Genomic DNA, 12,689 nt, shown 5'->3' with positions numbered 1-12,689 from the left:
AATTTCCGGGGCTCGGACCATTAATGTTGAAGTTTCTGTGTGGTGTATTGCTGACGCTTGGCTCGGTCTTTGGACCCTGCGCCCAGGCGGCATCGGTGCTGTTCCTGAGTCCGGGAAGCACCAATGAAACGTTCTGGGTCAGCTATGGGCAATTCATGCAGGCAGCGGCCACGGACTTGGGCATGGACCTGCGGATTCTCTATTCCCAGCGCATGCCCGAACTGACGATTGCCCAGGCCCGCACGGCGTTGCAGGGACCTGATCGCCCGGACTATCTGGTATTCGCCAACGAACAATACGTCGCCCCGCAAATCCTGCGCCTGGCCCAGGGTAGTGGTGTGAAGTTGTTTATGGTCAATGCGTCACTGACCGACAATCAGCTGAGTTTGTTGGGTGATCGTCCGGACCGGTTGGGCAGCCTGGTGCCCAACGACGAGGAGGGCGGCTACCTGATGCTCAAGGAACTGATCCGCCAGCATCCACCGGTGACGCCCGGTCAGACCATCGACTTACTGGCGTTTTCCGGCCTGAAGATCACTCCATCGGCGCAATTGCGCGAGAAAGGCATGCTGCGCGCCTTGGCCGAGCACCCAGAAGTACGCTTGCGGCAACTGGTCTACAGCGGCTGGACCCGTGATCGTGCGTATGAGCAGGCGAAAATGCTGTTCCGGCGTTACCCGCAGGTGTCGCTGGTGTGGTCAGCCAATGACGAGATGGCGTTCGGTGCGATGCAGGCGTATGCCGAGACGGGGAGGAGGCCGGGCGTGGATGCGTTGTTCAGCGCTTTCAATACCTCGCCCGCGGCGTTGAAGGCCATTATTGATGGACGCTTGAGCGTGTTGTTGGGCGGGCATTTCACCCTGGGTGGCTGGGCGATGGTGGAGTTGCACGATATCGATCAGGGCGTGGACTTGAATCAGTACGGTGGCCGTGACCGGCAACTTCCGTTATTGCAACTGATCGACAAGACCCAGGCCAGGCGGATGCTGGCCATGGGCGATGCACCGGATTTCGGGGTGAACTTCCGGCACCTGTCGGCCAAGGGCCGACCGACGTCCTATCGCTACCCGTTCAGCCTGCAAACGTTGATGCACTGAAGCGGCTTCAAACCCCGGCCAGTAGCAGAACCAGCTTCACGATGCCAAACAGCGACAGCGCAAAAACCGCCGTGAACAGAATCCCCAGAATCACGAAATGACTTGGCTTGCCGTGGGTAAAGTCCCGGGCGCGATTCTTCCCGCTCTGCACCCCGAACGCCGCTGCTACCACGCTATGCAGCATCTGCCACAAAGTCGGTGGCTTGTTGTCGACCGGATCGTCCATAAATCCCTCGTCATGGCTGTGTGTCAGGCAAGCATAGACAATCCACACGGTTCCTGTAGGAGCGAGCCTGCTCGCGAAGGGGTCGTCACATTCAACGCCTTCGTTGACTGTCACACCGCCTTCGCGAGCAGGCTCGCTCCCACAATGGATCAGGGTTGAACCGGGCATTTGTGAACACCCCAAACCCCTGTAGGAGCGAGGCTTGCCCGCGAAGGGGCCGTCACATTCAACATCTTCGTTGACTGTTACACCGCCTTCGCGAGCAAGCCCGCTCCCACAATGGATCAGGGTTGAACCGGGCATTTGTGAACACCCCCAAACCCCTGTAGGAGCGAGGCTTGCCCGCGAAGGGGCCGTCACATTCAACATCTTCGTTGACTGTCACACCGCCTTCGCGAGCAAGCCCGCTCCCACAATGGATCAGGGTTGAACCGGGCATTTGTGAACAACCCAAAACCACTGTGGGAGCGAGCTTGCTCGCGATAGCGGCCTGACAGTCGCATTGATTTCGACTGTCATGGCCTCATCGCGAGCAAGCTCGCTCCCACAGGGTATCTCTGTTGGCCACAGAGCTGTGGCCAGTTCGAGGGTCTTAGTTGTCGTACCCGAGGTTCGGCGCCAGCCAGCGTTCGGTGACGCTCAGTTCCTGGCCCTTGCGCGAGGTATAGCTCTGCACCTGGTCTTTGTCGATCTTGCCCACGGCGAAATACTGGGCCTGCGGATGCGCGAAGTACCAGCCGCTGACCGCCGCCGCCGGGAACATCGCGTAGTGTTCGGTAAGGAACACACCGCTGCGGCCCGCGTGCATTTCGCTGGCTTCAGGGTCGAGCAGGGCGAACAGCGTGCCTTTCTCGGTGTGATCAGGGCAGGCCGGGTAGCCAGGCGCCGGGCGGATGCCGGTGTATTGCTCTTTGATCAGCGCCTCGTTATCGAGCGTCTCATCCTTGGCGTAACCCCAGTGTTCTTTACGCACCTGCTGGTGCAGCCACTCGGCGCAGGCCTCGGCCAAACGGTCGGCCAGGGCCTTGACCATGATCGAGTTGTAATCGTCGCCTGCGTCCTGATAAGCCTTGGCCACTTCTTCGGCGCCGATGCCTGCGGTGGTGATGAAGCCACCCACGTAGTCGGTTATTTCGCTGTCCTTCGGTGCGACGAAGTCGGCGAGGGAGAAGTTCGGCTTGCCGTCGGTCTTGATGATCTGCTGGCGCAAGTGATGCAACTTGGCAATCGGCTTGCCGTCATCGCCGTAGACTTCGATGTCATCCTCACGCACCTGGTTGGCCGGCCAGAAACCGAATACCGCACGGGCGCTGATCAGTTTCTCGTCGATCAGCTTGGCGAGCATTTCCTTGGCATCGGCATACAGCGCGGTAGCCGCTTCACCCACCACTTCGTCTTCGAGGATGCGCGGGAACTTGCCGGCCAGGTCCCAGGAGATAAAGAACGGCGTCCAGTCGATGTATTCCGCCAGTACCTTCAGATCGATATTGTCCAGCACCTTCGAACCGGTGAAAGTCGGTTTGACCGGCTCGTAAGTGCTCCAGTCAAACTGCGGCTTCTTGGCAATGGACGCCGGGTAGCTCAGGCGTTCGGTGCGGGCACTGCGGTTGGCGGTGCGCTCGCGGACTTCGATGTATTCCAGGCGCGTCTTTTCGATGAACGCCGGCTTCAATTCCTTGGACAGCAACTGCGTCGCCACACCCACGGCGCGGGAGGCGTCGGTGACGTAGATCACCGCATCGTTGCTGTACTTCGGTTCGATCTTCACCGCCGTGTGCGCTTTCGAGGTGGTCGCGCCACCGATCATCAGCGGCAGATGGAAGTCCTGGCGCTGCATCTCGCGAGCGACGTGGACCATCTCGTCCAGCGACGGCGTGATCAAACCGGACAAGCCGATGATGTCGCACTTCTGTTCCTTGGCCACCTGCAGGATCTTCTCCGCCGGCACCATCACGCCGAGGTCGACGATGTCGTAGCCGTTACAGCCCAGCACCACGCCGACGATGTTCTTGCCGATGTCGTGCACGTCGCCTTTTACAGTCGCCATCAGGATCTTGCCCTTGGCTTCCGGCTTGTCGCCTTTTTCCAGTTCGATGAACGGGATCAAGTGGGCCACGGCCTGCTTCATCACGCGGGCGGATTTCACCACCTGCGGCAGGAACATTTTGCCGGCACCAAACAGGTCGCCAACGATGTTCATGCCGGACATCAGCGGGCCTTCGATGACCTCGATCGGCCGGGCAAAGGACTGACGGGATTCCTCGGTGTCTTCAACGATGTGCGTGGTGATGCCTTTGACCAGCGCATGCTCCAGGCGTTTGTTGACCGGCCAGCCGCGCCATTCTTCGGTCTCGGCTTCCTTGACGCTGCCGTCGCCCTTGTACTTGTCGGCAATGGCGAGGAGGGCGTCAGTGCCTTCCGGGGTGCGGTTGAGCACCACGTCTTCCACGGCGTCACGCAACTCGGCCGGGATCTGGTCGTAGATCTCCAGCTGACCGGCGTTGACGATGCCCATGGTCAGGCCGTTGCGAATCGCATACAGCAGGAACACCGAGTGAATCGCCTCGCGCACCGGGTTGTTGCCCCGGAACGAGAACGACACGTTGGACACGCCGCCGGAGGTCAGCGCATACGGCAGTTCGTCGCGGATGTAGGCACAGGCGTTGATGAAGTCCACAGCGTAGTTGTTGTGTTCTTCGATACCGGTGGCCACGGCGAAGATGTTCGGGTCGAAAATGATGTCTTCCGGCGGGAAGCCGACTTCGTTGACCAGAATGTCGTAGGAGCGTTTGCAGATTTCTTTCTTGCGCGCTTCGGTGTCGGCCTGACCGGCTTCGTCGAACGCCATTACGACGACTGCGGCACCGTAGCGCTTGCACAGTTTGGCGTGATGAATGAACTGCTCGACGCCTTCTTTCATGCTGATCGAGTTGACGATGCCCTTGCCCTGGATGCACTTCAGGCCGGCTTCGATCACTTCCCACTTCGAGGAGTCGATCATGATTGGCACACGAGAGATGTCCGGTTCACCGGCAATCAGATTGAGGAAGGTCACCATGGCCTTCTTCGAATCGAGCATCCCCTCGTCCATGTTGATGTCGATGATCTGGGCGCCGGCTTCAACTTGTTGCAGGGCGACTTCCAGGGCTTCGGTGTAGTTGTCTTCACGGATCAGACGGGCGAATTTGGCCGAACCGGTAATGTTGGTGCGCTCGCCGACGTTGACGAACAACGAACTGCGATCGATGGTGAACGGTTCCAGGCCGGACAGGCGGCAAGCCTTCGGGATCTCCGGAATTTCACGCGGTGCGTAACCGGCCACGGCTTTGGCGATGGCTTCGATGTGCCCCGGCGTGGTGCCGCAGCAACCGCCGACGATGTTCAAAAAGCCGCTTTGGGCGAATTCTTCGATGACTTTGGCGGTTTCCGCCGGCAGTTCGTCGTACTCGCCGAATTCGTTCGGCAGGCCGGCGTTCGGGTGCGCGGAAACGTGGGTGCTGGCCTTGTTCGACAGCTCTTCCAGGTACGGACGCAACTCACTGGCGCCGAGGGCGCAGTTCAGGCCGACCGAAATTGGCTTGGCGTGGGCCACGGAGTTCCAGAACGCTTCGGTGGTCTGGCCCGACAGGGTACGGCCGGAAGCATCGGTGATGGTGCCGGAGATCATGATCGGCAACTCGATGCCCAACTCTTCGAACACACCTTGCACGGCGAAGATCGCGGCTTTGGCGTTCAAAGTGTCGAAGATGGTTTCGATCAGGATCAGGTCGGCGCCGCCTTCGATCAGGCCTTTGGTGGCCTCGGTGTAGTTTTCCACCAGTTCATCGAAGGTCACGTTGCGGTAGCCGGGGTTGTTCACGTCCGGCGACAGCGAGCAGGTGCGGCTGGTCGGCCCGATCACGCCGGCGACGAAGCGCGGCTTCTCGGGGGTTTCCAGGGTCTTGGCGTCGGCCACCTTGCGCGCCAGGCGCGCGCCTTCTACGTTTAACTCGTACGCCAGGCCTTGCATGCCGTAATCGGCGAGGGAAACCTGGGTGGCGTTAAAGGTGTTGGTTTCCAGAATGTCGGCGCCGGCATCCAGGTAGGCTTTTTCAATCGAGCCGATCACGTCCGGGCGCGTCAGCACCAACAGGTCGTTGTTGCCTTTCACATCGCTCGGCCAGTCGGCGAAGCGTTTGCCACGGTAATCCTGTTCTTCGAGCTTATAGCTCTGGATCATCGTGCCCATGCCGCCGTCGAGAATCAGGATGCGCTCTTTGAGGGCGTGCTTGAGAGCTTGAAGGCGAACACTGCGATCGGACATTTGGACTACTCGGAAAGACCATGACGAAGGGCCGGGATAATAGCAAACCTGTGCGCTTTTAGAGCATGCCAAGGTTTTGCATGAATATCGCTCATGTTGGTGGCGACGGCAGACCGGTAGAATCGCGGCGTTTTTCCATGATCGGGACCAGGGACATGTCGTATCGCGTCGTCGTCAGCATTGTTTTGCTGTTTCTAAGCTGGGGCGCCGTTGCGCAGGAACCGGCCATTTCCTACACCCGCGACATTCAACCGATCTTCACCGAAAAGTGCGTCGCCTGCCACGCCTGCTATGACTCCGCCTGTCAGCTCAACCTGGGCAGTGGCGAAGGCGCAGCCCGTGGCGCGACTAAAATCCCGGTCTATGACGGCGAGCGCAGTGTGGCCGCCGCGCCGACCCGGCTGTTTTATGACGCCTTCGGCAAACTCGCCTGGCAGCACAAGGACTTCTATTCGGTACTCGACGCTCAAGGCAGCCAGGCGGCGCTGATGGCGCGGATGCTCGAACTCGGCCACAAAACCCCGCTGACGCCCAACGCCAAGTTGCCGGAAGACATCGTGCTGGGCCTGAACCGGGAAAACATGTGCGCGATGCCGGCGGAGTTTGACGGTTATGCCGGCGCTCACCCGAAAGAAGGCATGCCGCTGGCGGTCACCGGCCTGACCGATCAGCAATACCAGACGTTGCAGCGCTGGCTGGCGTCCGGTGCGCCGATTGACGAACAAGGTTTGGTGCCTTCTGCGAAGGAAGCGTTGCAGGTGGTGCAGTGGGAAAACCTGCTCAACACAAACGGCTCTCGCGGCAGTCTGGTAGGGCGCTGGCTGTTTGAGCATTGGTTTTTGGCGCACAACTACTTCAAGGATGGCGAGCCGGGGCATTTCTTTCAGTGGGTGCGTTCGCGCACGCCGACTGGCCAACCGATCGACCTGATCAACACGCGCCGGCCGAACGACGATCCGGGTACGCAGGTTTATTACCGGTTATGGCCGGTGCAAGGCGTGATCGTTCAGAAGACCCACATCACCTACCCACTGAGCGCGGCGAAGCTGGCTCGGGTCAAAAGCCTGTTCTTCAATGGCAACTGGCAGGTCAACGCCTTGCCGGGCTACGGCCCGGAACGTCGGGCCAATCCGTTCACCACGTTCGAGGCGATCCCGGCCCAGGCGCGGTATCAGTTCATGCTCGATAACGCCGAATACTTCGTGCGCACCTTTATTCGCGGCCCGGTGTGTCGTGGCCAGATTGCCACCGACGTCATCCGCGACAACTTCTGGGCGCTGTTCCAGGCCCCTGAACATGATCTGTACATCACCGATCCGAAATACCGTGGCCAGGCCACGCCGCTGCTGGCGATGCCGGGGCAAAACGACGATGTCGGCAGCGTCCTGAGCCTGTGGCACAACTACCGCGACAAACGTAATGAATATGAAGCCCTGCGCCGCGACAGTTATGCCGATGCACCGGCGCCGAGCTGGTCAACGCTGTGGGCGGGGAATGACAACGCGTTGCTTTCGATCTTCCGCCACTTCGACAGCGCCTCGGTGAACAAAGGCCTGATCGGCGACGTGCCGCAAACCATCTGGCTGTTCGACTTTCCGTTGCTGGAGCGCACCTATTACCAGTTGGCGGTCAACTTCGACGTGTTCGGCAATGTGTCCCACCAGGCCCAGACGCGGCTGTATTTCGACCTGATCCGCAACGGTGCCGAGCAAAACTTCCTGCGCCTGATGCCCGCCGATTCCCGCGATGACTATCTCGACGATTGGTACCAAAGCAGCGGTAAGTTCAAGATGTGGCTGGATTACGAGGCGATCGACAACGACAAGCCAACGGCGCTGAAACTCGACGAAAAAGACCCGAAACGGGATTTTGCCATGCAGTTGCTGGCCCGTTACGGCGACCTCAACGCCAAGCCCGACCCGATCAACCGCTGCGACGGCGCGTATTGCTCGCGGCCGAACATTGATCCGGCGTTGCAGAACGCCGAACAGGCCTTGAGTCGCCTTACTTCACGTCCGGCGGCGGGGTTAAAGGTGATCGACCAGTTGCCGGAAGCGACCATGCTGCGCATCGAAACCGCGAGCGGCAAACGCGAGATTTACAGCCTGCTGCGCAACCGTGCCCACAGCAACGTGGCGTTCCTGCTCGGTGAATCCCTGCGTTACCAGCCGGGGCTCGACACACTGACTATTTATCCGGGCGTGCTCAGCAGCTATCCGAACTTCATGTTCAACATCCCGGCGGAGCAGGTGCCGGCGTTTGTGGATGCGATGGAGAACGCCAAGGACGCCAACCGCTTCGAGAAAATCGTCGAGCGCTGGGGGATTCGGCGTAGCCATCCGCAGTTCTGGTTTTACTTTCACGACCTGAGTACCTACGTCCATGAAACCGACCCGGTGGAAGAGGGCGTGCTGGACATGAATCGGTACGAGAATCTTTGATCGACCTTTGAAGATCGCTCGGTGTCGGATCTGTAAGGCACCGCAAATCCCCTGTGGGAGCGGGCTTGCTCGCGAAAGCGGTGTGTCAGGCACTAACAATGTCGACTGACACGCCGCCTTCGCGAGCAAGCCCGCTCCCACAAGGGGAGATGCGATCAGGAGGGCGATTGATGTTGATTTCAGTACAAGCCCTGCGCGCTATCGCAGCCTGGGCGGTGGTCTGCCACCATTTCATGCAGATTTTCTTCGACTTCCAGGCCCGCGGACCGGTGGGCCAGATGTTCATCGACAAGGGCGCCGTCGGCGTCGACATCTTCTTCGTCATCAGCGGCCTGGTGATTTTCCTCTCCACCGAGGGTAAGGCGCTGCCGCCAGCGCGGTTCCTGCTGTATCGACTGTTTCGCATCGTCCCGGCGTACTGGCTGTACACCGCGCTGATGGCGTTGGTGGTGGTGTTTGCCCGGCCGGTATTGCCGGATCAAACCGTCGACTGGTCGCATTTCCTGCTGTCGCTGTTGTTCATTCCTACGGAGAACCCCGGCGGTTACGGGATTTATCCGACACTCAACGTCGGCTGGACCCTCAACTACGAAATGCTCTTCTATCTGTTGTTCGGCTGGGCGCTGTTGTTCCGCCTGAACTTCAGGCTATTGATCGTCGCGGCGTTGCTGTTCGCGGTGTGCCAGGCCTGGACCGGATATGGCTGGGTCAGCGAGTTCTATCATTCCGATATCGTTTACGAGTTCTTGCTGGGGATCGCCATCGGCATGATTTACCGCCGAGGCTGGATAAAACCCGGGCTGTGGCTGCCGCTGCTGGGGATTGGCGGTGCATTGCTGGTGATTTATCACTGGGCGCCGGTGCCGCGCTTCCTGGCCTGGGGCTTGCCGAGTGCGGTGTTGGTGATAGCGTGCATCGCGCTGGAGCGTTATTTCGAGAGCAATCGGGTATTCGAGCTGCTGGGCAACTGTTCCTACTCGGTGTACCTGATGCACGTATTAGTGCTGTCTGCCGGGGGATTTGTCGCACAGCGGTATGGCGTGAATCCCTACGTCATGTTCGCCGTTTGCGCGGCGACTATCGGTCTGGCGTCCTGGGCAAGTTACGAATGGGTGGAAAAACGCAGCTATCGGTGGCTTAAAGCCAGGATTGACGGGGAAACGGCCGCTCAACCGGCGTTGGTGCTTTCCCGACAAAAATACTAGGACTTTGTGCGGCGCGATGATTGGCGTAAACTGCGCCCAAGCCTGCGAGGAGTTTCCATGACCGCTATTACCATCACTGACGCCGCCCACGATTATCTGGCTGATCTGCTCTCCAAGCAGAACACCCCAAGCATCGGCATCCGCGTCTTTATCACCCAGCCTGGCACCCAGTACGCCGAAACCTGCATTGCCTACTGCAAGCCGGGCGAAGAAAAACCTGAAGACACCGCGTTGGGGCTCAAAAGCTTCACCGCGTACATCGACTCGTTCAGCGAAGCTTTCCTGGACGATGCGGTTGTCGACTACGCCACCGACCGCATGGGCGGCCAGCTGACCATCAAGGCGCCAAACGCCAAAGTTCCGATGGTCAACGCCGACAGCCCGGTCAACGAGCGCATCAACTACTACCTGCAAACCGAGATCAACCCGGGGCTCGCGAGCCACGGCGGCCAGGTCAGCCTGATCGATGTGGTCGAGGACGGCATCGCCGTTCTGAAGTTCGGCGGCGGTTGCCAGGGCTGCGGCCAGGCAGACGTCACCTTGCGCGAAGGCATCGAGCGCACCTTGCTCGAACGCGTTCCCGAGCTCAAGGGCGTTCGCGACGTGACCGACCACACGCAGAAAGAAAACGCCTACTACTAAGGTGTTCGCTGCGGCATAAAAAAACGGCACCCGTGAGTGCCGTTTTTTTTATGGGTGAACAGTTACCTGTGGCGAGGGGGGGGTGCCCCCGTTGGGCTGCGAAGCGGCCCCGACATTTTTTCAGGTATACCTTACATGCAGGTTTTGCGACGGCTCCGCCGCCGGACGGGGGCGAGCCCCATCGCCACAGGGGGTGGTTGGCTCAAGGTCTGTAAAGATGCGCATGCCCCGCGCGATACAACGACGACTCACTAAAGTGATCGCTCCCCAACACCCGACCCACCAGAATCAATGCCGTGCGCCGAAACCCCTTGGCCTCAACCTTCGCGGCAATGTCCTCAAGCGTCCCCACCACCCAATCCTGATCCGGCCAGGTCGCCCGGTGAATCACCGCGATCGGGCAGTCCGCGCCGTAATGCGGCAGCAGCTCAGCCAGAATCTTCTCCAGATGATTGACCCCCAGATGAATCGCCATGGTCGCCCCGTGCTGCGCCAAACTGCCCAGTTCTTCGCCCGCCGGCATCGCGGTTTTGTCGGCATAGCGAGTCAGGATCACGCTTTGCGAGATATCGGGTAACGTCAGCTCGGCACCCAACAACGCCGCGCAGGCAGCCGTCGCCGTGACACCCGGAATGATTTCAAACGGAATATCGAGCTCACGCAGGTAACGTATCTGCTCACCAATCGCGCCATACAGACTCGGATCGCCGGAATGCACCCGCGCCACATCCTGCCCGTTGGTGTGGGCGGTCTTGATCAGTTCGATGATCTGTTCCAGGTGCAACTCGGCGCTGTTGGCCACCGTTTGCGCCTGGTGGCCTTCCAGCACGGCAGCCGGCACCAGGGAGCCAGCGTAGATGATCACCGGGCAGCTGCGAATCAGCCGCTGGCCCTTGACGGTAATCAGTTCCGGGTCGCCGGGACCTGCGCCAATGAAGTAGACGGTCATCGTCAGTTCCTGAAAAAAGAGCTGTGAAAAAAGGGCTGGGCAAGGCTTCAGATGAAGATTGCTCATGATCGAGGCGGGGATTATCGGGGATTTTACGCAGCGCTGGCCAATGCGAGGGTGGCCTGGGCGTATTTTTGTCGGGAAATCAGCAGCTTCGCCGGTGCCTGGGCCAGGTGTTCGGCCAAGGCCAGGGCGGCACTTTCCGCTACACCGTAGCAACCGGTGCGTTCAAACGCGATCTGCGATTGATGACTGAGTTGCGGTTGATAACCGGCCAATTGCTCGCTGCTGAAGTACATCACCTCCAGCCCAAGTTGCGCGGCCAACTCGATCAGGCCCGGCTCATCACGTTTGAGATCAATACTGGCCAAGGCCTTGATCTGGCGAAGTTCGATGTGATGCGCCTGTAATGCCTGATCGAGCAGCGCCCGCAACGTGCTGGCGGGGCAGCCGCGCTGGCAGCCCAGGCCGACCACTAACGTCGGCGCTGTGCTGGTGTCAGTCATGCGTGGTATTGGCCATCGCTTTTGCGGCGGAACAACCAGGCGCTGATCAGGCCCAGGGCCAGCCAGAACACCACGTTGGTCAACTGCGAAGCGATTTTGAATTGGAATTCCAGAGCTTCCGGGGCCAGCATCGAGTGGACTTCCGGCTGCGGCGCGCCAATGACGTGCGGAACCGCCAGAATCGCCACGCCGAGAATCTTCATCAGCCAGTGACGGCTGAACACGATCAGCGCGATGCCGACAGCGGTAGACGCCGCGGTGCCAATCCACCAGATCTGCCGTTGCGCCAGATCGGCGGCGGCAGTGCCCGGCAATTCAGGCGGCAGGCCAAGGGTCGGCGCCAGCACGAACGTCGCGTACCCCGCCAGGCCCCAGAGCAGGCCCTGAGCGGTTTTGGTCGGCGCGCGCAGGGTGTAGAGGCCGGCAAGCATCAGCGCAAAGCCAACCGCGACCACCAGATTACCGCCCGTAGTCGACAGCACGCGCTGCCAGCCGTCTTCCGGCTCCCAGGCTTCGGCGTCGTGGGTGTGGGCGGCCATGGCGCCTTCGGTGTGCTCGTGAGCGACAACCGCGGCAGGCTCGGATTTTTCATAGGTTTCCGCCTGAAGAATCAGCGGGGCGACCCAGAAACTTTGCAGCAGGGTCAGCAGCAGGGCGGCCAGCAGCCCGGTGAAACCTGCAGTTTGCGCGATACGCTTGATCATGTCGGCAGGTCTCAATGGCACGGGAACGCGGAGCTGTGACGGGTATCGTGCGCGGCGTTGTGCACCGCTTCGATGTGCGAGAAACCGGCGAAATACACCAGGCACGCGCCCAGGATCGACGCACAAACGGCGGCGGTCAGGCGTTGGCTCAGGGTGGTTGTGGTGCTGGCGGTGCTGCTGTGGTCGGTGCTGCTGATGATCGACATGGCGCTTCCCTCTGGTCTGTCAGCGGGTGAATTGAGCGCATGCAAACCCCTGCGAGCGTGCGCGCAGAGATTCAAACAGCGCCCGCCCACCGCGGGTTTGTTATTCAGTGATCGTACTGGTCACTTTGTGTTGCGGGCCGGTCTCCGGGCTCACGAGGGGTCAAGGCTTGCGCCGAAACCTGCAAGAATCACCTTCCCATGCCGAACTGCCGGCACAGTGGATCTGATTCTTCGCTCGCTTACCGTTGCGGGGGCAGCACCGGACTGACATGACTTTAGAGTAAAGCACATGATTCACCGGTTTCCCGTTTCACCCTGTGAAGGGCACCCGTAACAAGGCGTGTAGGAGAGCATGGGCGGGGCGGGGTAGTCAATTGGCAAGGGTTCTCAGTTGGAAACCGAGTCGCGCC

Annotated in this window: 10 protein-coding genes and 1 riboswitch; of the genes, 4 read left to right on the top strand and 6 right to left on the bottom strand. The window is 60.2% G+C overall.

Going from position 1 to position 12,689, the window contains the following annotated elements; genetic code table 11:
- The first annotated feature begins 23 nt into the window (after positions 1-23).
- Complete coding sequence (locus ACWIKB_RS24265; RefSeq protein WP_475269891.1) at positions 24-1,097, top strand: ABC transporter substrate-binding protein; 1,074 nt, start codon at positions 24-26, stop codon at positions 1,095-1,097.
- A gap of 7 nt (positions 1,098-1,104) precedes the next feature.
- Here the strand turns inward: ACWIKB_RS24265 and ACWIKB_RS24260 are convergent, their stop codons facing one another.
- The gene (locus ACWIKB_RS24260) at positions 1,105-1,323 is read right to left on the bottom strand and encodes a DUF2970 domain-containing protein (RefSeq protein WP_054055132.1); all 219 of its coding nucleotides are present in this window, start codon (positions 1,321-1,323) and stop codon (positions 1,105-1,107) included.
- A 592-nt stretch (positions 1,324-1,915) separates the two neighbouring features.
- Positions 1,916-5,626: a methionine synthase gene (metH, locus tag ACWIKB_RS24255; protein WP_475269888.1), complete on the bottom strand. Its 3,711-nt coding sequence runs from the start codon at positions 5,624-5,626 to the stop codon at positions 1,916-1,918.
- A gap of 155 nt (positions 5,627-5,781) precedes the next feature.
- On the opposite strand from metH, the gene ACWIKB_RS24250 reads away from it, so the two are divergent.
- The 3 genes from ACWIKB_RS24250 to nfuA all read left to right on the top strand — a co-directional run bounded on the left by ACWIKB_RS24250 (position 5,782) and on the right by nfuA (position 9,914).
- Entirely contained in the window at positions 5,782-8,067 is a 2,286-nt protein-coding gene (locus tag ACWIKB_RS24250; RefSeq protein ID WP_475269886.1) for a fatty acid cis/trans isomerase, read from the top strand.
- Positions 8,068-8,237: 170 nt separating this feature from the next.
- Positions 8,238-9,272, top strand: a complete 1,035-nt coding sequence (locus ACWIKB_RS24245; RefSeq protein WP_475269884.1) for an acyltransferase family protein — start codon at positions 8,238-8,240, stop codon at positions 9,270-9,272.
- A gap of 57 nt (positions 9,273-9,329) precedes the next feature.
- Positions 9,330-9,914: a Fe-S biogenesis protein NfuA gene (gene nfuA / locus ACWIKB_RS24240; protein WP_475269882.1), complete on the top strand. Its 585-nt coding sequence runs from the start codon at positions 9,330-9,332 to the stop codon at positions 9,912-9,914.
- Positions 9,915-10,116: 202 nt separating this feature from the next.
- On the opposite strand, the gene cobM is transcribed toward nfuA, so the two are convergent.
- The 4 genes from cobM to ACWIKB_RS24220 form a co-directional block, all read right to left on the bottom strand.
- Positions 10,117-10,863, bottom strand: coding sequence for a precorrin-4 C(11)-methyltransferase (cobM, locus tag ACWIKB_RS24235; RefSeq protein WP_475269880.1), 747 nt, complete (start codon positions 10,861-10,863; stop codon positions 10,117-10,119).
- 92 nt (positions 10,864-10,955) lie between these two features.
- Positions 10,956-11,369, bottom strand: coding sequence for a cobalamin biosynthesis protein (locus tag ACWIKB_RS24230; protein WP_475269878.1), 414 nt, complete (start codon positions 11,367-11,369; stop codon positions 10,956-10,958).
- A complete protein-coding gene (locus tag ACWIKB_RS24225) occupies positions 11,366-12,073 on the bottom strand; it encodes a CbtA family protein (protein WP_475269876.1) in 708 nt (235 codons plus the stop codon). The genes ACWIKB_RS24230 and ACWIKB_RS24225 overlap by 4 nt, the downstream gene beginning before the upstream one ends.
- A gap of 11 nt (positions 12,074-12,084) precedes the next feature.
- Positions 12,085-12,279: a CbtB domain-containing protein gene (locus ACWIKB_RS24220; protein WP_123509533.1), complete on the bottom strand. Its 195-nt coding sequence runs from the start codon at positions 12,277-12,279 to the stop codon at positions 12,085-12,087.
- Between the two features lie 118 nt (positions 12,280-12,397).
- A riboswitch (cobalamin riboswitch) is annotated at positions 12,398-12,626 on the bottom strand.
- Between the last annotated feature and the right edge of the window lie 63 nt (positions 12,627-12,689).

The organism is Pseudomonas sp. 5Vm1k (genome assembly GCF_056161485.1).
Note: the sequence above shows the minus strand (reverse complement) of the source record. Positions and strands in the feature narration are given on the sequence as shown.